Origin of the sequence: Pseudomonas salomonii, assembly GCF_900107155.1 — a bacterium.
In the GTDB taxonomy this organism is placed as follows: domain Bacteria; phylum Pseudomonadota; class Gammaproteobacteria; order Pseudomonadales; family Pseudomonadaceae; genus Aquipseudomonas; species Aquipseudomonas salomonii.
This window is the reverse complement of the sequence record NZ_FNOX01000014.1, coordinates 161,619-180,098: the sequence shown is the minus strand read 5'-3', so window position 1 is coordinate 180,098 and position 18,480 is coordinate 161,619. Positions and strand designations below refer to the sequence as shown.

The 18,480-nt window shown below is 59.7% G+C and carries 16 protein-coding genes and 1 pseudogene; 4 read left to right on the top strand and 13 right to left on the bottom strand.

Features of this window, described 5'->3' with window-relative positions; all coding sequences use genetic code 11:
• Nucleotides 1-9: 9 nt before the first annotated feature.
• The 4 genes and pseudogenes from BLV67_RS27660 (at nucleotide 10) to BLV67_RS27650 (ending at nucleotide 2,001) form a co-directional block, all read left to right on the top strand.
• Nucleotides 10-267 (top strand): YjhX family toxin, encoded by a 258-nt coding sequence (locus tag BLV67_RS27660; protein WP_074854559.1) that lies wholly within the window; start codon nucleotides 10-12, stop codon nucleotides 265-267.
• A gap of 14 nt (nucleotides 268-281) precedes the next feature.
• Nucleotides 282-839: pseudogene (locus BLV67_RS33440) on the top strand (HD domain-containing protein); the annotation flags it as partial.
• Nucleotides 840-842: 3 nt separating this feature from the next.
• Nucleotides 843-1,349: a GNAT family N-acetyltransferase gene (locus tag BLV67_RS33435; protein ID WP_244160792.1), complete on the top strand. Its 507-nt coding sequence runs from the start codon at nucleotides 843-845 to the stop codon at nucleotides 1,347-1,349.
• A 160-nt stretch (nucleotides 1,350-1,509) separates the two neighbouring features.
• Nucleotides 1,510-2,001 (top strand): DUF2867 domain-containing protein, encoded by a 492-nt coding sequence (locus tag BLV67_RS27650; protein ID WP_069787353.1) that lies wholly within the window; start codon nucleotides 1,510-1,512, stop codon nucleotides 1,999-2,001.
• 316 nt (nucleotides 2,002-2,317) lie between these two features.
• Here the strand turns inward: BLV67_RS27650 and BLV67_RS27645 are convergent, their stop codons facing one another.
• From BLV67_RS27645 to BLV67_RS27585, 13 genes are all read right to left on the bottom strand, one after another.
• On the bottom strand, nucleotides 2,318-3,424 hold the full coding sequence (locus tag BLV67_RS27645) for a DUF2971 domain-containing protein (RefSeq protein WP_069787354.1): 1,107 nt from the start codon (nucleotides 3,422-3,424) through the stop codon (nucleotides 2,318-2,320).
• Nucleotides 3,425-3,502: 78 nt separating this feature from the next.
• Complete coding sequence (locus BLV67_RS27640; RefSeq protein ID WP_069787355.1) at nucleotides 3,503-3,772, bottom strand: hypothetical protein; 270 nt, start codon at nucleotides 3,770-3,772, stop codon at nucleotides 3,503-3,505.
• 236 nt (nucleotides 3,773-4,008) lie between these two features.
• Nucleotides 4,009-4,713 (bottom strand): methyl-accepting chemotaxis protein, encoded by a 705-nt coding sequence (locus BLV67_RS33765; RefSeq protein ID WP_256122277.1) that lies wholly within the window; start codon nucleotides 4,711-4,713, stop codon nucleotides 4,009-4,011.
• A 974-nt stretch (nucleotides 4,714-5,687) separates the two neighbouring features.
• Nucleotides 5,688-7,850, bottom strand: a complete 2,163-nt coding sequence (locus BLV67_RS27630; protein WP_065931582.1) for a TonB-dependent siderophore receptor — start codon at nucleotides 7,848-7,850, stop codon at nucleotides 5,688-5,690.
• Nucleotides 7,851-8,008: 158 nt separating this feature from the next.
• A complete protein-coding gene (locus tag BLV67_RS27625) occupies nucleotides 8,009-9,028 on the bottom strand; it encodes an alpha/beta fold hydrolase (protein ID WP_069787357.1) in 1,020 nt (339 codons plus the stop codon).
• Nucleotides 9,029-9,167: 139 nt separating this feature from the next.
• Nucleotides 9,168-11,717 (bottom strand): autotransporter family protein, encoded by a 2,550-nt coding sequence (locus BLV67_RS27620; protein WP_069787358.1) that lies wholly within the window; start codon nucleotides 11,715-11,717, stop codon nucleotides 9,168-9,170.
• 245 nt (nucleotides 11,718-11,962) lie between these two features.
• Nucleotides 11,963-12,724: a PIG-L deacetylase family protein gene (locus tag BLV67_RS27615; protein WP_069787359.1), complete on the bottom strand. Its 762-nt coding sequence runs from the start codon at nucleotides 12,722-12,724 to the stop codon at nucleotides 11,963-11,965.
• A 177-nt stretch (nucleotides 12,725-12,901) separates the two neighbouring features.
• Entirely contained in the window at nucleotides 12,902-13,561 is a 660-nt protein-coding gene (locus BLV67_RS27610) for a glycosyltransferase family 2 protein (protein WP_069787360.1), read from the bottom strand.
• A complete protein-coding gene (locus BLV67_RS27605) occupies nucleotides 13,558-14,157 on the bottom strand; it encodes an SAM-dependent methyltransferase (protein ID WP_069787361.1) in 600 nt (199 codons plus the stop codon). Before BLV67_RS27605 ends, BLV67_RS27610 begins: the two co-directional genes overlap by 4 nt.
• Nucleotides 14,154-14,912, bottom strand: a complete 759-nt coding sequence (locus tag BLV67_RS27600) for a PIG-L deacetylase family protein (protein WP_069787362.1) — start codon at nucleotides 14,910-14,912, stop codon at nucleotides 14,154-14,156. Before BLV67_RS27600 ends, BLV67_RS27605 begins: the two co-directional genes overlap by 4 nt.
• Complete coding sequence (locus BLV67_RS27595) at nucleotides 14,909-15,907, bottom strand: acyl-CoA dehydrogenase family protein (protein ID WP_069787363.1); 999 nt, start codon at nucleotides 15,905-15,907, stop codon at nucleotides 14,909-14,911. Before BLV67_RS27595 ends, BLV67_RS27600 begins: the two co-directional genes overlap by 4 nt.
• Before the next feature lies 1 nt (nucleotide 15,908).
• Nucleotides 15,909-18,068 (bottom strand): glycogen debranching protein GlgX, encoded by a 2,160-nt coding sequence (gene glgX / locus BLV67_RS27590; protein WP_065931574.1) that lies wholly within the window; start codon nucleotides 18,066-18,068, stop codon nucleotides 15,909-15,911.
• Between the two features lie 123 nt (nucleotides 18,069-18,191).
• Nucleotides 18,192-18,461, bottom strand: a complete 270-nt coding sequence (locus BLV67_RS27585; RefSeq protein WP_017138916.1) for a DUF2934 domain-containing protein — start codon at nucleotides 18,459-18,461, stop codon at nucleotides 18,192-18,194.
• Nucleotides 18,462-18,480 lie beyond the last annotated feature (19 nt).

Genomic DNA, 18,480 nt, shown 5'->3' with positions numbered 1-18,480 from the left:
GTGGACAGTATGAATATTTCCAAATCGGAACAACGGACGCTGCACGTCCTCGCAAAAGGCGGCCGCATCTCACACCAACGCGACGCGTCAGGTCGGGTGAGGGCGGTGGAATGCTATACCCGAGAAGGCTATTTGCTTGCTGACTGCACGCTCAGCGTGTTTAACAAACTAAGGGCCAAGCGATTGCTCAAGTCCATAGACGGCCAGCCTTATCGTGTGAACAAGTCAGGGTTGCAGGCGGTGCGTCCGCAACTGGATAACCGTTAATTATCGGAGTTGTCATGAACATTGAAACACTCAAAGGGCGCCTGGAATTCCTGCGCGAAGCGGAGCAACTCAAAAGTGTGCTCAGAAGTGCCCACACCTCATCCGGTCGCCAGGAAAGTACGGCCGAGCATAGTTGGCGATTAAGCCTGATGGCGATGGTGTTCGCTGACGAACTCAAAGGCCTTGATCTGTTGAAAGTGCTCAAGCTTTGCCTGATTCATGATCTGGGTGAGGCCATAAGCGGCGATATTCCCGCTGTGAGCAAGAACGACTTTCCAGATAAAACCGAGCAAGAGCGCGCCGACCTCTTACAGCTCACGCGTTCGCTGGATGAAGGTTTGCGCACGCAAATAATGACGCTGTGGGAGGACTACGAAAACGCCGGCTCCCCTGAGGCCCTGGCTGTGAAAGCGCTGGACAAGCTGGAAACGATCCTGCAGCACAACCAAGGCATCAACCCAGTTGGTTTTGATTACGCGTTTAACCTGACCTATGGCGACCAATACACAAAAACTACCGATCTGTTCCGCACGCTACGCGGCCTGATTGATCAAGACACCCGAGAGCACTTGAATATGAGCCTGAATATCCGCAATGAACTACCTGAAGACAGTAAACGTATATCCGCAGTGACAACTGAGGCATTCCAGAGCGAAGCGCATTCCAGCCACACCGAGCAATTCATTGTCGATGCACTGCGCCAAGCCGGGCAATTAACCGTTTCGCTGGTGGCGGTCGTGAATGATGAAATCGTCGGGCACATCGCCATTTCCCCAGTTACCGTGTCTTCCGGCGCTGCGGGTTGGTATGGGCTGGGGCCGATATCCGTATTGCCTGAACGCCAAGGCCTGCGGATTGGTTCATCCTTGATGAAAACCGCGCTTGCCAAGTTGCAAGGCAAAGGTGCAAATGGCTGTGTCGTGTTGGGCAATCCTGGCTACTACGGTCGCTTTGGCTTCAAGGCTCACGCGGGGCTGGAGCTGCCTGGAGTTCCACAGGAATACTTCCAAAGCTTGAGTTTTGGTGGTGAGTTACCAATAGGTGTTGTGCAATTTCACAAGGCATTTGAGGCCACGGAATAAGCCGTCGGTGCGCGCGTTTTCAGCTTGAAAGATCTACGGGACCCGCGTCGATGCGGGTCCCGTAGCGTGCGTTTGTCTTGAGTGTTGCCGCAAGCGCTCGTATCGCGCTTTACTTACCATTCAGACCTGTCACGACCCGCGCTTTTCAAGGAGATAATAGTTGGCTAACACGGATGTTGTTTACACACTGGGCACACCGGCAGAGCTGGACTACTACGACCGCAGGTCGGTCATGTTGCCAACTGATGTCACCGCACTGGAAGCCTGGAACATTGTGACCGCCGAGCGCGGGTGGCCGATGCCGTTGGCTTTTCGGATCCGCGACGGGATTTCTTCGCTGTTTGGTGTGAAACGCATCGGTGGGTTTTCCGGCACACCGAGAAATGCGGTGCAGGCGGGCGAGCGGTTGGACTTTTTTCTGGTGGAACACAGCGCTCTCGAGGTGCTGGTGCTGACCGAGCGCGACCGGCACCTGGATGTGATGATTTGCCTTTCTGTCAGCGACCGCGAGTTCACGATTACCTCATCGGTGATCACCCATAACACCTTTGGGCGCGTGTACATGTTGCCGGTTGGGCCTGTGCACAAATTCATTGTCAACAGTGACATGAAGCGACTGAAACGCACGCTGCAAAAAGCGGGCATTACTTAGCGCTTGTTTATCCGGGTCTGGATGCGATCGCCCGGGTTATTACGCGTGCAGAGAAGGCCGCTCATGTCACACGCATGGAGCGTTATTTCAATAAGCACTCGTGATTTTTGCGCGTGTCACAGGCATCGTTTTGAACCTGTAAAAAAGCGGCGCGAGGGCAAAAAACAGAAAAAGACGAGTGTAGTTGATTAAAAATAGACCCGTCTCATTTCCTACCTACCCAGCTGCGCACTCTGATCGGTTGCCAGCGGTGGAGGGCGCAACCTCATTGAGCTCGGCGTGGGCCGGATGAACGGCCTGTTTACAGTGTTTGGCCTCACCGACTGGCATTGATAATGCCGAGCCCCTGCAGCAATTTTTGCTTTTCTTCATGCTCAAAGATTTGCCTGAAGAGGGTCTGGTCAATGACTTTTGCGGCCGTGCTTATTTCCAGTCGACCCTGCGGGTCCAAAACGGTGTTGAAAGAGAAGAAGGGCAGCTTTTCATCGGCGTACTGCCTGTTGCTCGCCAGCGTTGCTTCAACGGCCCGTTGATAGGAATCTTCAACGCGAGGACCAAATATGACACCGACGATAAAATTTGTCCCGTGATGAAAAATACGCTGCCTCGGGTTTTTCGGTGTTTGGTCACTGGCAGCCATGAAGTGCGTTTTAATTTCTTCGATGGTGAAAATTCTTAGTTCACTTTCATAGTCCCAAAATGAATTTTTTTGCAGGAAGGCTTCCTCCACCTTGGCTTTGCCTTTCGTTGCGCATTCCAGCAGGGGGATCTTCTTGCTTGAGTCTATGTATTTAACTTCGCGCAGCGGGTAGACCTGATGCGTATCAGACATAAGGTGTGGTCGCAGGTTTATAGTAGGGCCATCGGCCCCGCCGTAGATCAGTACGCAACCTTTAAACCCATCTGCGTAGTGAGCCCACATCTTCAGTTCCAAAGCGTTTTTTGAAAAAGACACGCTGTAGAAATTATGATTGATTGCTCTGGCGAGTAACTCAGTTATTATCAGGACGCACAGGCTGGCACGATCTTTTTTAGATGATTTCTGTGAAAAGTCGGAGTCGTTATGTTCAGTGTTGTCAATGATCGAGCGTTCAAACAGGTCCTTGAGTTCTGGCTCTTTGCTTTTGATTGTTTCGCGTACTGAACCCGTCAGTGAATCGATTTCAACGTCTTTAAATAAACTGTTCAGTTGCGAGATTAATTCGTCGTCATTGCATGATACATGCAGTGAAATATTCCATACCGGGCTAATCGAGTCTGACGAGAGTAGACGCTTCCACAACTCAGGGCTGTCTTCGAAGTAGTAGGTTGCCTTAAGATCATTGGGGTCGTTCAATTCATGGTTGGCAGAAAAGTAAAGCTCATTATAACGAATGGCTTTTTCAAAATAGTGGTTGGGCCGGTAATATTTGAAGATAGGCATTGTCAATCCTTTGTCTTTCCCTGGGGAATGCAGGTGAATTCGCCACTGGAACAGTGGGGTGTTGCTGTAATGAGCAGGCTAAAAAAGATTTACACCCTTGGCGTACACCAGGATTTGTTCTTTATGGAAGTATTGCGTGCGGACCTGGTCCAAGGGCACGATTAAACCTGAGGTGATTTCCGAGTACACCCCTTTCAATACGTCATCGCCCTGTTTAAATATAATTGGCGACGGCGCTGAGTGTCCTTCGATTGCTCTTAACACCGTATCAACATCGCCAGCCTTGATAGTGCCGACTTGGAAGCCATCCTTTAGGAAGATTTCAATCTTCCGGCTTTGATTTCTCATCGTGCGTCCTTTCAACTGTATTTTCTTAAGCAGGCATTCTGCGCGATAGAGAGGGCTCTTGAAAAAGCACGCAGTTATTCGTCACCTTTGCTGGAAGGCAGAGGTGATTTTTTGATGATATCACTATGCCATTATTTTGGCGATGGATCATCATGATTCGTGTGGCTAGCTATGCGTTGAACCTCGCTCGGTGTGACAGCGTTATGGCCGCAGCAACACGGCATCAACGGCAATCGTCACGGATGAAACCTCCTCCCCAACGCATCCAGCCTTACCGCGATCGGCGGCAACCGCTCACTGCTGCGCGCCAGGGTTTCCACATCATCCGCGGTGCTTTGTGCAATGCTCTGCACAGACTGCAGGCGCCCGACTATCTCCAGGTTGGCCGAGGTCTGTTCGCGAGTGGTCGTCACGATTCGTCCGTTCAGCTCGTCGATATGCGCGATGTCGGCACCTACGGCCTGTAACATTTCCACCGCCAGTTGGCTGTCCTGCACACAGCGCGCCACGCCGGCCTGACTGTCGTGCATCGCCTCGACGGCCTGGCGGCTGCCGTGTTGCAGGCCCTCGATGATCTGTTTGATTTCCTGGGTGGAGACGGCGGTGCGTTGCGCCAGGCTGCGGACCTCGTCGGCGACCACCGCAAAACCTCGGCCTTGCTCGCCGGCGCGAGCGGCTTCGATGGCGGCGTTGAGCGCCAACAGGTTGGTCTGATTGGCGATGCTGCTGATCACTTCGAGTACCGAGCCGATCTGTTCGGCTTGCGTGGCCAGGCCTTGCACCGTCTCATTGGTGCCGTTGATACGTGAGGCCAATTGGGTGATTTCATGCTGGGCGCGACCGACACTGTCCTGGCCTCGTGCAATCTGTTGGCTGGCCTTGCCCGCATGTTCCACGGCTTGTTCCACGTGCAGGGTAATGTGGCCGGTGGCGTCTTCCATGCGCTGCATGGAGCCGGTCATCTGGTTGATTTGCGCCAACTGATGGCGGGCACCGGTTTCCAGGGTGCCGCTGGCGCTGGCCAACGCCTGTCCGAGTTGGCCGAGACCCTGGGAGTCACGGGTCACGCCATCGATCAGGTGGGTGATCTGCTGCAGGAAGTGGTCGAAACGCTTGGCCAGGGACACATGCGCCTTGCCTTCACCCTGGGCGGTTTCAACGGTGAGCTGGGAGGTCACGGCGAGCATTTTTTCCAGCATCTCCTGGCTTTCGACCGCCTCGGCCTGGCTATGAATGGCGAGGTAGAGCAGGGCGACCGTCTCCATCACTACGTAAAAGGCGTGCACGAACACCATGTTCCAGCCGCCATGATGGTCCATCACAAACACCGGGAAACCCTGGTGCTGCAACGCGTGAAACACCACGTGGTGGACGGCGATGGTCACTGCGGCCACCAGGATCGGCAGCCAGTCGCGGTAAAACGTCAACACCGCCAGCAGCGCGAAGATACCGAAGTGCGCTTCGATCAGGCCCTGCGCCTGGTTGATCTGCAGCGCGGCCATGACCATCAGGCCGGCGCCGAGCAAACAGCGCATCAAACGGGTGCCACTGAGGGCGCGATAGAGCAGGGTAAGCACCACACTGGCGCCGCCGCCGACGAGCACGGCTTGCAGCCAGGTGTCGTGCCAGAAGGCCAGGCCCAGGGAGAATAGAAACATCAGCCAGATCAACGCCAGCATGATGCGGTCGGCTTTGCGGTAGTGCTCCAGGAAGCGTGCGCGTGCGGGCATTCACTTTTACTCCATGTGGTCGAGCCAGGAACAAAGCATGCGGCGTGCCACGATGGGCCGCCGGTAAAAAGCAAAGCAGGTATCAGGGTTTTTTTGCCGGATCAGCTGTAACAAATCGTTATCGGCAGTGGACAGGAAGACTTAAGAGCGGTCGCCCGAGTGGGCGACCGAAAATACAAACAGGATCAGAAGCTATATTTGGCGGTCACCATCATATTGCGCGGGGCGCCGTAGGAGTCACCGCCGTAGCTCACGGAGTTGGAGATGGACTGGTAATAGGTGCGATCAAAGATGTTGTTGGCATTGAGCTGCAGGTCCAGATGCTGGTTGACCTGGTAGCCAGCCATCAGGTCGGTCACGGCATAGGCGCCTTGCTTGAGGCGGTAGGTGCTGCCGTCCGCGACTTTGAAGTCGTTGTACAAACGGCTTTGCCAGTAGACGTTGCCGCCTATGCGGAGTTTTTCCAGAGCGCCCTGGAAGTGGTAGTTGGTGGTCAGTTTGAACAAGTGTTCCGGGATGTCGGTGTCGAACTGTTTGTTAACATTTTGCGGGTTGGCGTCATCCTTGATGGTGTGGGTGCGCGCATAGGTGTAGCCGCCGCCAACCTGCCAATTGGGGGTCAATGCGCCCTGCAGTTCCATGTCGATACCCTGGCTGCGAATTTCGCCTGAGGCTATCGCGCAGGATGCCTGCGGGCAGTTCGGTACCACCACCGCCACGGCACGGTTTTCCTGGTCTACACGAAACAGCGCGACGCTCGCATTCAATGCGCCGCCCAGGTATTCGCCCTTGATACCGACCTCATAATTCTTGCCGACAATCGGTTTGAGCGGTGTGCCGGTGCTGTCCTTGTCACTCTGCGGGGTAAAGATGTCGCTGTAGCTGACATACACCGAGTGGTGGTCGTCCAGATCGTAGATAAGTCCGGCGTAGCGGGTGAGGTTGCGCGTTACATGGTAATCGCCATCGTTGCTGCCATGGGCATCGTAGTCATACCAGTCCAGACGGGCGCCGAGGATCAGCTTCAACGGGTCGGCCAGGCTCAGGCGTGTGGTGAGGTAGACGCCGTCCTGGGTGGTGACGTCGCGGTCGTTGGTGGTGTGGACGAAATCCGGTTTGCCCGCCGTCAGCGGCCAGTTCAAGTTGTACGGGCTGTAGTTGTGGGTGGTCATGTCATAGATGCGGCGGCTGGCGCCGACCACCAATTCGTGGGTACGCCCGAAGGCCTGAAAGGGGCCGCTGGCGAAGGCGTCGACGCCGGCCTGGTCTTCATCGTAAGAGGCCTGGTAGACCGTGCGCGCCAGGGTGTTATTGACCCAGCGCGACTGATAGGAGCCCGAAAACAGCGCGTCCTGCTCAGCGTAGTTGGCGTTGATCTGCAGTTTCCAGTCGTTGGCCAGGCGCTGACGCAGCTCGGCAAACACCGTGTTGATCTCCTGGTCCTTGTTCTCCCAGCTGGTCCCTGGGTTGTAGGAGCGCGGCAGGTTCAAGTGATGGCCGTCCTGGCCGACCATCGAAGAACCCCAGAAATAGTTGGTTTTGTCCTTTTGGTTCGAGAAACCGAGGGTCAAAGTGGTGTCTTCGCTGAGGTCTGCCTCGGTGACGGCATAGAACAGGCCATGGTCTTCCTTGGCTTTGTCGATAAAACCATTGGCATCACGGTAAGAAGTCACAACCCGGCCGCGCCAAGTGCCGCTGTCATTGAGTGGGCTGGAGGCGTCCAGCTCGCCACGGTAGTCGTCCCAGCTGCCGGCGGCGCCGGTGAGGGTGACCTTCTGCTCGTCCAGTGGTCGCTTGCGTATCAGGTTGATGGCCGCCGAAGGGTTGCCTGCGCCAGTCACCAAACCGGTGGCGCCGCGCACGATCTCGACGCGGTCGAACATTGCCAGGTTCGGCTGGGCGCCGACTGAAACGCCGTTATAGCCGGTGGGGATGCCGTCATACATCAGGTTGTCGATGTCGAAACCACGTGAGGTATAGGATTCCCGCCCAGGGCCACTGGAGAAATTCAGGAACAGACCTGGCGTGGCTTTTACCACGTCGTTGATGCTGGTCATCGCCTGGTCGTCCATCCGCTGACGGGTAATGACCGTGACCGCTTGCGGGGTTTCACGCAGGGTAAGCGGCAGTTTGGTCGCGGTTGCCATCGAGCCGGTGGTGTAGGACTGGCTGCCTTCGGTCGTCGCACCGAGGACTTGCTCAGTGTTGATCTGCGTCGCACCCAGCTCAACCACCTCTGGCGGCTGTTGCGCGTCGGCGGCGAAGGCCGCAGGTGAGGTGGCAAGACAAACCGCCAACGCCATCAAACTGGGTGTAAAAGCTTTGCCACCATGAAGTTGTACAGACATGAAACGGAGTCTCCCCTGAACGCCGTCCCTGGCTAATAATAAATCTGTTGATAATTATTCGCATTAGTGTGGCGGATCGGTGCGAAGCAAAAAAGCCTTTGGGGAGGCATAGTTAACAAAAATTTCACATTTTCCAGAGTGGCATATGGCTAGAACCGTCACAGCTGGTCGGCGTCTATCACGGCCTTGGCAAACGCTGCCGGCGCTTCTTGCGGCAGGTTATGGCCGATGCCGCCGCTGACCAGACGGAACTGGTACTTGCCGGTAAAACGTTTGGCGTAGTCCTCGGGTAGCGGGTGCGGCGCACCGTTGGCGTCGCCTTCAAGGGTGATGGTCGGCACGCCGATGCTCGGCGACTGCGCCAGTGTTCGCTGCAGGGCCGCGTATTGCGCTTCGCCCTGCACCAGGCCGAGGCGCCAGCGGTAGTTGAACACCGTGATGGCCACGTGATCGGGGTTGTCCAGGCCTTTGGCGCTGCGCTCGAAGGTGGCGTCGTCAAAGGCCCACTTCGGCGAGGCGGTCTGCCAGATCAGCTTGGCGAAATCGTGGGTGTTTTTCTGGTAACCGGCGGCGCCGCGTTCGGTGGCGAAGTAGAACTGGTACCACCACTGCAATTCCGCTGTGGGTGGCAGCGGTTTTTTGCCGGCGGCCTGGTTACCGATCAGGTAGCCACTGACGGACACCAACGCCTTCACGCGTTCGGGCCACAGCGCCGAGACAATATCCGCCGAACGTGCACCCCAGTCATAACCGCCCAGCACCGCTTGCCGGATCTTCAGCGCGTCCATGAAGTCGATCACATCCTGGGCCAACGCTGCCGGTTCACCGTTGCGCGGGGTCTTATCCGACAGAAAACGCGTGTCGCCATAACCACGGGCATACGGGATCAACACGCGATAGCCCTTGGCGGCCAACAGCGGCGCGACGTTGGCGTAGCTGTCGATATCGTAGGGCCAGCCATGCAGCAGAATCACCACTTGGCCATTGGCCGGGCCGACCTCGGCGTAGGCTACATCCAGCAGGCCGGCCCTGATGTGCTTGAGCGTGCCGAAACCGGCTGGGTACTGCGCTGCCGCGGGTTGCGGCTCGGGCATCTCGGCATGGGCCATGCCCACGGCAGCGAAGGGCAACAGGGCAAAGGCGAGGAAAAGTGGACGGCGTTTCAACTGAGCGTGCATGGCGAGCCTCCTTGGGCTTGATGTGTGCCTTGTGCTCAGTTGAACGTCGTGCTGTGTCGGCTGTGTTTCAGGAAGTGGCATGGGTTAAACACTGTGTATCGCAACGCGTTCTGTACACAGTGCGATACACCTACGCGGATCAGAAATCCATTCGAAGCCCCAGTGTGCCTTGGCGACCATTCAGCGCGTTGCTGTCCAGGTTGCGGTTGTAGCCCAGTTGGCCGTACAGGCTGATGCCTTGGGCAACGGTCAAGGTGGCGCCGAGGTTGAGGTCCAGCGTGGTCGATTTTTGCTCGGTGTCTATGTCGGTAGCATCGTCGAATCTTAGGGTGTTGGTGCCGGCGCGGGCATGCCAGACGTTGGCGCGCACATACGGCTGCAGCGGCATGCCACGCAGCTCATAACTGCCGCGCAGGCGGGCACCCAGGCGGGTGGTGAGGTGGGTGTCGGCGTCGTAGGTGACGGCGGAGATCCGGTCTTGCTGGCTGTCCAGTCGGGTGCGGTCGACGATGAGCTGGGCTTGTGGCTCCAGTTCCCAGTGTGCGCTCACGGTAGATGGCCAGCCCACCTCGGCGGACGCCAGTGCATTGCTGCCTTTGGTTTTCATCTTGATGCCCCGGTCGGACTCATTGTTGCCTGTGAAACGAGTGCCCATCACCACCAGGTCCAGATAAGCGCGGTTGGCGCCGATCAGTGTCCAGTAGACGCCCAGGCTGTCGCCGCGCAAGGTGAGGCTGCCCGCATCCTTGCCCTGGAAGCCACCGTTGAAACCCTTGACGTCACCTTGCAAACGGCTGTAACCGACAAAAAAGCCGACTCGATGAGCCTGGCCGCTGTCCGTGGTGGTGGCGTACAGGTCGCTGCCCACCTGAAACGCCGACACTGAGCTGTCCAGCGTCGGGCTGACCGTTCCGGCGAAGCTTTGGCGACTGTTGCCGCCATACACCCTGGCCCAGCCCGTGGGGAAAACTCCGGTTTGTTGCTGCTGGCGCTGATCGCCCACGCGTTCGTGGTAAGTCCCCAGCATGCCTTGCACGATTTGCTCGGCGGCCTCAAAGAGCACCGAGTAAACCGGCACTTCGGCGCGGTAGAGGGGGATGGCAGCGCTGCCCGAGCTGGGTGGCAATGCCGGTGTGCCAGGCGCTGGGGCGGGCGCCGCTATCACCGCACCGGGTGTGGGGATGGCAGGCACAGTAGAGCGCAGGTAGTAATTTTGCTCGGTACCTGCGGTCACGCCGCCTTTAAACAAGTGATAGTCAAATGCACCGGCAGACACGGGGCCTGCCAGCGAGAAGGCACCGACGCTGCTGGTGGCGCCCTGGGTTGCCTGCACCACCTCAATGCCATCCTGCACGGTCAATGCCCCTGCACCGCCCAGGTTGGTGATGCTGATCGCCGTGGTGCCTTGCAGGGTGCCGTGGCTGACCACCAGTTTGTCGCTGGCGGAGTTATCCGCGCCCAACACCGTTTGCAGTGCAAGTCGGCCACCCGTGCCCAGGTAATTGCCGTTGACCGTCAAACTGTCGGCGGCGCTGGAACTGTCGCTGGTCATGTCGATCAGTCCGGCGTTGTTCAAGCTCGCCAATTGCCCGGCCGTGAAGGGTGAGAGGGTGCCGGTGGTCACGTTCAACCGGCTCGTTGCATCGATGCTCATTGCGCCGGTACCGGTGTCGCTGCCTCCCAACACAAATACGCCGCCTAATGTCAGGGCTGATCTATTGACTAACAACACCCGTTCCCAGCCGGTGTAGCGGTTCGGGGCACGGGTTTGTGTGGCGTCAAAGGTCAGGGTGTCGTTACCCAGGCCACCGTCCAGCTGGGGGTTGGAGGCCAACACGGTTTCGCTGAGGTTTTTCAGCAGAGCGGTATCATCGTCGGCGCCCATGAGAACTGCCCCGTTGAGGGTTCCCCCATCGGTCCAGATGAACTGATCGGCGCCGAAGCTGGTGAGGATCTGGCCGTTGACCCTGCCACCACTGATCTGAATCAGATCTACGCCGGCGCTGGTGCTGATGTTGCCACCGATGGTGCTGGTGCCCGACACGAGAATGGTGTCCCGGCCAAGCCCTGTGACCAGGTTGCCGACGATGGTTCCGCCGCGCATATCGAAGACGTTGTTATCGAGTTTCATGTCGACTCGGCCGATGGTGCCGCCGGTCATCAAGGCTTGATCGCCGTCTTCAAAGGCGCCCTTGATGGTGCCTCCGGTCAGGGTAAAAGTGTCATGTCCATCGCCTTGGGCCAAGGATTCGATGGTTCCACCGCTCATGACAAAATTGTCGATACCCCCGCCCTGGATGATCGCCCCCGCCTGCCCACCGCTGATCTGTACCCGATCAGCGCCATCTCCTTGGGTGATGGACCCCGTGACAGTGCCCAGGGTCAGGCGAAAAGTATTCTCACCGTCACCCTGGTTCAGCATCCCATTGATTGCAGCTGTCGCACCGTTGATCTCTACCGAGTCGTTGCCGGCACCGAAGGTGACATCGCCATTAAGGGTGCCGCTGCCGCTGAGGTTCAGCGTGTTGTTGCCGGCCGTGTCGGTAAAGCCCGGCGCGCCGCCGCTGTCGCAGGTTGAGGTGTCATTGCCGGCGGTGAGGTTGATCGTGCAGGCGCCAAGCGACGGCAGCGGCCAAGCCGCCATCAACGTGATACCCAGGGAAGTCAAAAAAATCGGCAGTGTGCGCATGGCGTGTCCTTGTCCAAGGGAAGTGCCTGCACCTGGGCAAACAGGTGCAGTTCAAGCCATGGCAAGCAAACGTGCGATACGGAGCGGGGACGGCGGTTTACCTGTTCGGCGAAAACCCCGGCTAGTGCAACGAGTTGGCATGGCTTTCTCGACTGCACATCAAGCTGTGCAGGTTTTTTTGCACCTTAGTCGCAGAGTCAACCGGACGCTACTGTGAGAACTGACAGGTACAGACCAGTGCTGCCCTAGGCAAACACGATCTCATAGGGCTCACGCATCCGCTCCAGCAATTCCTGGGCAAGCATCGGCGCCAGGCCGATCTCCGGGTCGCCGAGCAATTGGCTGGCATACGCGTGGGCGGCGTGAAGTTTGCGCGCGACGCTCCAGCTGTCCAGGCGCACTTTGCGCGCGCGTTGCCAGGGGATTACCGAGCCTTCGCGCAGCGGCCAGTGCCAGGCCCATATCGGCAGCTCATACAGGCGCGCGCCGGTGAGCATGCACGCTTTGGCGCTGGCGCGGCCGACGGCGTCATGGTCGTCGTTGCCGTCGTGGCGCCAGGTGGTGAACACCACGTCGCCCGGTTGCAGGTAGCGCGCAATGAACTGGCTCATGGGCTGCTCGCGGGCGGCGAGGGCGTTGTCACAAAACCCGCCGCGAATCCACTTCAGGCTGTGCAGCGGCATGCCCAGGCGCCGCAACGCTTCGGCGCTTTCCTGTGGGCGGATCACACTCAGGCGGCTTGCCGGCCAGGCATTCGAGCCTGGGTGGCTGGCGCTGCCGTCGGTGATCGAGATCAACTGCAGTGGGTGGTTGAGGGTGCTGAGCAGTTGCAATAAACCGCCACACGCCAGGACCTCATCGCCGGGGTGAGGCGCAATGACCACCACACGCGCACCGCGTGGCACCAGGGAGGAGGGCTTGATAACGGGGATGTGCGCCAACTGCGGCGCACTGTTCCAGATTTGCGCAGGGCCGCGACGGCCCTCGCTCAATGAGGCAGATTTCATGGGTGTCACGTCCTTGTCGAATGATGCCGGGTCGTACCCCGTTGACGGGACGACGCTCTTGTACTCAGCACAGGCTCCGCTGCGATGAACTGCGGCCATCCAACCCTGGATGACCAGCAAGGCGATTTCAGCATAGTCAAGGATTCAGCGTTTTTACATCGTGCACGGCGGAAATTTTCAGGTGGCCTGCATCAGGCTTTTGAGGTAATCACCAAAACCGCCCTGTGCACGGCAGTTCAGGCGCGCGCTGGTGATCACCTGCGGTGTGTGGCTCCAGGCGATTGAGGCGCCGCAGCGTTCCAGGTTGCGCACCAACTGCACATCCTCGTGGCAGGCCAGCGGCTCGAAACCACCGGATTGCACATAGGCAGCGGCGCTCACGCCCAGGTTGGCACCGTGAATATGCCGATGGCCGTCGCCGGCCTCGTAGGCTTGGGTGTAGCGGATCTGGGCGGCGGCATCGAAGCCTTCGCTCCAGGCATCCACCGTTACCGTGCCGCACACGGCATCGGCGCCCAAGGCCAGTTGCGCCACCAACCAGTCGGGGGCGACACGGCTGTCGGCGTCGGTGCACGAAATCCAGCGCGCCCCCTGGTTCAACAAGTGCCGCGCACCCACTCCACGCACATGCCCGACGTTACGTGCCTGCACCTGCAAACACTGCACCGGATACGCTTGGGCAATCGCCGCGCTGCCATCGCTGCAACTGTCGAGCACGGCCAGGATCTGCACCGGTTCGCCGAGCAAGTCCGGGTGGCCGGCTGCAATCATTGCGGCTTTGAGGCACTCGCCCAACAGCGCCTCCTCGTTATGCACCGGGATCAGAATGCCGATCATCGCAAGCCCTCATGGCTGGCGACCGAGGTGCCGTCACGGCTCCACAGGTCCAGTAGAAAGTCAGTGTCGTGATGCTGGACGAGGTGGGCCATGCTCAGGCGTTGCGCGAGCATTTCGTGCACCTGTTCAGCCGTTTGCGGGCAGCCGTCGATGCGGGGGCGCCAGTGGCAGGCGAGCAGTTGGCCGTTGTCGGTCAGTGCGTTGAGCGCGCAGTCGATCAGGCGCTGTAAGTCTTCGGCATCGAGGTAGTAGCAAAGCTCGCTCAACACGATCAGTTCGAACTGGCCGGGCGGCCACTCCTGAGGCAGGCGGCTTTGCCGGACTTGGGCATGGGGAAACGCCATCAAGCGGGTCTGCGCCAGCGCCACGGCCGCGGCGGCGGTGTCGCAACACACGAGGCGGTCGCAGCGCGCTGCCAACTCGGCACTCAGCTCACCGTTGGCGCAACCGGGTTCAAAGATCGACGTGTAATGGGGGCGGGTCAGCACGGCCAGGGTCAACGCGCGCTTGCGCTGTTCGTACCAGCGCTGGCGAAAGGCCCATGGGTCGTCATTGCCGGCGAACAACTGATCAAAATACGGCGTGGCCACACTCATACAAACACCACTTCAAAAGGTTGCAGCAAACGTTCCACCACATAGGGTGCCAGCACCGGTGCCAGGCCTACTTGCGGGTCGCCCTCCAACTGGCTGGCAAAGGCATGAATGGCGTGACGTTTACGCGCCACGGCTTCAGGTGTCAGCGCGATCTTGCGCGCACGGTGCCACGGCACCTGACTGTCTTCGGGCGTTGCCCAATGCCAGGTCCACACGGGCAGCTCGTAAAGGGTGGCACCGACCGCCTGCGCCGCCTTGGCGCTGGCGCGGCCAACGGCTTCATGGTCGCAATGCCCGTCTTCGCGCCATGTGGTGAACACCACGTCGGTGGGCTTGAGATAACGCTCTATGAATGCGCTCAACTCATCTTCACGGGCCGCCACCTGGCTGTCGGCAAAACCTGCACGCAGCCATTTCAAGCTGTGCAACGGCAAGCCGAGGCGGTGCAGGGCCTGGGCCGATTCCTGCGGGCGCACCACGCTCAAACGCTGGACCGGCCAGCGCCTGGAACCTGGGTGACTGGCGCTGCCATCGGTGACGGAAATCAGCTGGATCGGCCGGCCCAGCAGGGCCAGGCCTTGCAACAGGCCACCGCAGCCCAGCACTTCGTCATCCGGGTGCGGAGCAATGATGACAGCGCGATGCCCTGCCGGCACCAGCTGCTCGACACTGATCTGCGGCAACTGAGCCATCAGGGAGGAAGCTTGCCACTGGTGCAGTGGCGTGCCCTGGCCAACGATGGGGTTGGGTTTCATAACAGCCACCTCCCTGTGGGTTCGTCTGCCACCAGCTTTCCCAACGCCGCCAGGTCGCGCTCGGCGTGGCTTTGGCGTACATACACGGGTAAGTCCGCCATCAACTGGGCGAAGTGCGGATCCTTGCAATAAGGCCCGGCACCCACCGCGCGACCGACATGGTGCATGACCTGTTCGACCGTTTCCTCGATACACGCCCGTGCCTGTTGGGCCAACAGCTGCGCATTGGTGCGAGGGTCGCGGTCAATCTGCTCAGCGGCGTCGCGCAGCACACAGGCGGCGCTGTTGAGCACGCTGTCGACCGCGCCCAAATGCGCTAACGCATGGGGTTCAGGACGTTGGCTGCACTGCGCGCGCAGCACTTCCGCCAGGCGTTGTGCACCGCCATACCAACAGGCGGCGATACCGACGCCGCCGTGCCAGAAGCCCGGCCGTGACAGGTAGTCGCCCGGCTTGCCAACCGCAATGCCATGGGCCTCATCGAAGAGGATTTCGACACTGCCGGTGGCCGCCATACCCACGGCGTTCCAGCCGTCGTGGGTGACGGTGACGCCGGGCTGGTTCATCTCGACAGCCACCAACTGCTGGCGGTCGTCTTCGTCCCAAGCCGTCAGCAAACCATGGCTGACCACCGCAGCGCCCGAGCACCAGGCTTTGCGCCCATCGACGATCAAGCGCTGACCGTCACGGCGCACACGCACCTTGGCGGTCGGCGGTTCGGCGGCCCACATGCCCCAAACGCTGCCCAAGGGCGGCAAGGGGCTGTCGAGCTCGGCGATGATCGCCAGGGCATCCGTGTGGCCTTCGAACAGCTTGCACAGGCGCAGGTCATGACCTGCCACCTGTGCCAGCCGGCTGAAGCGCTCGAGCGTCTGGCCGCTGCCGGGCAATGGCAGTTGGTCCAGGCCTTCTTCCTGAAGTGCCTTCAGTGCAACGCCCAGCGCCTGAGTGTCGGCGTAGCTGCGGTTGCCTTGAAGGAATCCATGCAGGGCCATGTCACACCTCATCATCTCGTTGCAGTTCGAACAGCAGCAGGGAACGGCCCGTCACCGCGTATTCGTGCTCGAAATCAAAACGTTCCTGCCCACGCACTGCCGGGGCATTGGTGTCGAGCATACAGGTCCAGAATTCCCCCTGGGGCACCGGCGGCAGGCGGAAATTCACCATGTCGTGGTGGGCGTTGACCACCAGCAACAGGGTCGCGTCACCGCCTGGGCGACGAATCCCGGTTTCCTGGGCGCGGCCGTCCATCAGCATGCCCAGGCAGCGGCCGTGGCTGTCTTCCCACTGTTCGGTGCTCATCTCGTTGCCATCCGGCGCCAGCCAGGTCACGTCTTTTACGCCGAGATCTTCGTTGTAGTCGCCCACCAGGAAGCGCCCACGGCGCAGGATCGGGTAGGCCAGGCGCAACTTGATCAGGCGTTTGACGAACTTGAGCAGTGCCTTGCCGTCGTCGTCCAGGTCCCAGTTGACCCAGCCGATCTCGCTGTCCTGGCAATAGGCATTGTTGTTGCCGTGCTGGGTGCGCGCGAACTCGTCACCGGCCACGATCATCGGCGTGCCTTGGGCCAACAGCAACGTGGCGAAGAAATTGCGCATCTGGCGCAGGCGCAGGGCGTTGATTTCCGGGTCTTCGGTGGGGCCTTCGACGCCGTGGTTCCAGGACAGGTTGTTGTTGCTGCCGTCCTGGTTGTTCTCGTCGTTGGCCTCGTTGTGCTTGTCGTTGTACGACACCAGGTCGTGCAGGGTGAAACCATCGTGGGCGGTGATGAAGTTCACCGAGCTGTAGGGCCTGCGCCCCCGGTGGTTGAACATCTCGCCCGAGGCGGTCATGCGCCCGGCAAAGTCCGCCAACTGGCCGTCATCGCCTTTCCAGAAGGCGCGCACGGTGTCGCGGAAGCGGTCGTTCCATTCCACCCAACCCGGTGGGAAGTTGCCCACTTGATAGCCGCCGGGGCCGCAGTCCCAGGGCTCGGCGATCATTTTCAGCTGGCGCAGCACCGGGTCTTGGCGGCAGGCCACGAGGAAGCTGTGGCGCTCGTCGAAACCGTCGCGGTAGCGCCCCAGAATGGTCGCCAGGTCAAAGCGGAAACCGTCCACGTGCATCTCGGTGGCCCAGTAACGCAGGGAGTCGGTGACCATTTGCAGCACGCAGGGGTGGCTCAGGTCCAGGGTATTGCCGGTGCCGGAATCGTTGATGTAGAAGCGCTTGTCGTCGGGCATCAGCCGATAGTACGAGGCGTTGTCGATGCCCCGCATCGACAGGGTAGGGCCGCGCTCATTGCCCTCGGCGGTGTGGTTGTAGACCACGTCGAGGATCACTTCGAGCTTCTGTTCATGCAGGTGCGCGACCATCTCCTTGAACTCGGCGATCTTGCCGCTGGCCAGGTAGCGCGGGTCGGGCGCAAAAAACGCGATGCTGTTGTAGCCCCAATAGTTGGTCATGCCTTTTTGCAGCAGGTGCTGGTCGTTGACGAAGGCATGCACCGGCAGCAGTTCAACGGATGACACGCCGAGCTGGCGGATGTGCTTGAGCACGTCATCTTCCATCAGCCCGGCACAGGTGCCGCGCACCGACTCGCCCACCGACGGGTGACGCATGCTGATGCCACGCAGGTGGGTTTCGTAGATGATCGTGCGGTCCCATGGCACCCGCACCGGCTGGTCGTTGCCCCAGGTGTGCGCCGGGTCGATGACCTTGCACTTGGGCACGAAGGGCGCGCTGTCGCGTTCGTCGAAACTGAGGTCGTCGTCCGGGTGGCCGATGGTGTAGCCGAACAGCGCCTCGGACCATTTGAGTTCACCCACCAGCTGTTTGGCATAGGGGTCGATCAACAATTTGTTGTGGTTGAAGCGGTGACCATTGGCCGGGTCATACGCACCGTACACGCGGTAGCCGTAAATCAGCCCTGGGTGGGCGTCGGGCAGGTAACCGTGGAAGGTTTCGTCGGTGTATTCGGGCAGTTCGATCCGTTCAAGCTCGACCTCGCCGGTGTCATCGAACAGGCACAGCTCGACCTTGGTGGCATTGGCTGAGAACAGCGCAAAGTTGACGCCCAGGCCGTCCCAGGTGGCGCCTAGAGGGAAGGGCAAACCTTCACGAATCCGCGACGGCTCATTTTCCGGCGTGGCTGGGTTGTTATCGGGTTTGCTCATTAAATTGCTCCTGCAAGGGTCTTTTTCGGGCCGAGCGCTACCGTGCCGACGGTTGCTCAGCTGACGCAATAAAAAGTAAAAAGGGCCGCCTGCCGACAGTGTCGGCAGGCGGCGCGTGGGCTGTTAAGGCTTGGGCTTTTTCGGCGCCGCAGGCTTCTTGGCCGCCGGCGGTGCGGGCTTGCTGGCTGCCGGGGCCGGCGGCTTGGCTTTTGGCGCAGGCTTGGGCGCGGTCTTGGGCTTGGCCGCAGCCTTGGGTTTGCTCGGGGTCAGCGCTTCGGCTTCGGCCAACTTGCGCGCCATCTCCCAGTGGCGTGCATCTTCACCGTGGGGCTTGCCTTCGGACTCCCAGATCTGATGCGCCAACTCGCGTATGCGTTTGTCTTCAGTACTCATCGCAATACTCCTCACAGAA